The organism is Paenibacillus sambharensis, assembly GCF_003233845.1.
In the GTDB taxonomy this organism is placed as follows: Bacteria; Bacillota; Bacilli; order Paenibacillales; family Paenibacillaceae; genus Paenibacillus_I; species Paenibacillus_I sambharensis.
The window spans coordinates 1-754 of the sequence record NZ_QKRB01000020.1 but is presented as its reverse complement, the minus strand read 5'-3'; the positions used below and the strand labels follow the sequence as shown (position 1 = coordinate 754).

Genomic DNA, 754 nt, shown 5'->3' with positions numbered 1-754 from the left:
GACTCGTTTGGTGATGATGGCGGAGGGGATCCACGCGTTCCCATCTCGAACACGACCGTTAAGCCCTCCAGCGCCGATGGTACTTGGACCGCAGGGTCCTGGGAGAGTAGGACGTTGCCAAGCGGGCGCCTTTATGGTGTCTATAATAATGCTGCTTTTATGCATTATACAGTCAAGGGCCTTTAGCTCAGCTGGTTAGAGCGCACCCCTGATAAGGGTGAGGTCGGTGGTTCGAGTCCACTAAGGCCCACCATTTGAATAACTTAGTATGGGGCCATAGCTCAGCTGGGAGAGCGCCTGCCTTGCAAGCAGGAGGTCAGCGGTTCGATCCCGCTTGGCTCCACCAAAAAAAGCATTAACTTATTATGCTTATGACTCCAATATTTAAATGTTGAGTGTCATAGTGAGACATGATAAGATGTATTTCCTGCCGATGAGGCAGGCATTGCACCTTGAAAACTGGATAGCGAATGAAAAGTCTAGAACATCTAATTAGCTGATTAGTTCTAACCGCAGTAATGAAGGTTTGATCTTTTGATCTTCCTATACATTTGCTGCAAGCGAAGGATGTCGGTGAGGAGTGTTCTTTGCGCCACAGTCGAGAGACCGCATTAGCGGTAACGAGACCGGGTGCAAACACACGACGAATCGAGATCCGGAGCGCTCAGGTTAAGCTACTAAGAGCGCACGGAGGATGCCTAGGCACTAGGAGCCGAAGAAGGACGTGGCGAACGACGAAATGCCTCGGGGAGCC

General features: G+C 50.8%; 2 tRNA genes and 2 rRNA genes. All 4 read left to right on the top strand.

What is annotated here, in order from left to right:
* Nucleotides 1-6: 6 nt before the first annotated feature.
* Nucleotides 7-123 (top strand): 5S ribosomal RNA (gene rrf, locus DNH61_RS02270).
* A 53-nt stretch (nt 124-176) separates the two neighbouring features.
* A tRNA-Ile gene (locus tag DNH61_RS02265) sits at nt 177-253 on the top strand.
* Between the two features lie 17 nt (nt 254-270).
* Nucleotides 271-346: transfer RNA gene (locus DNH61_RS02260), tRNA-Ala, on the top strand.
* Between the two features lie 321 nt (nt 347-667).
* Nucleotides 668-754: ribosomal RNA gene (locus DNH61_RS02255) — 23S ribosomal RNA — on the top strand; the annotation flags it as partial.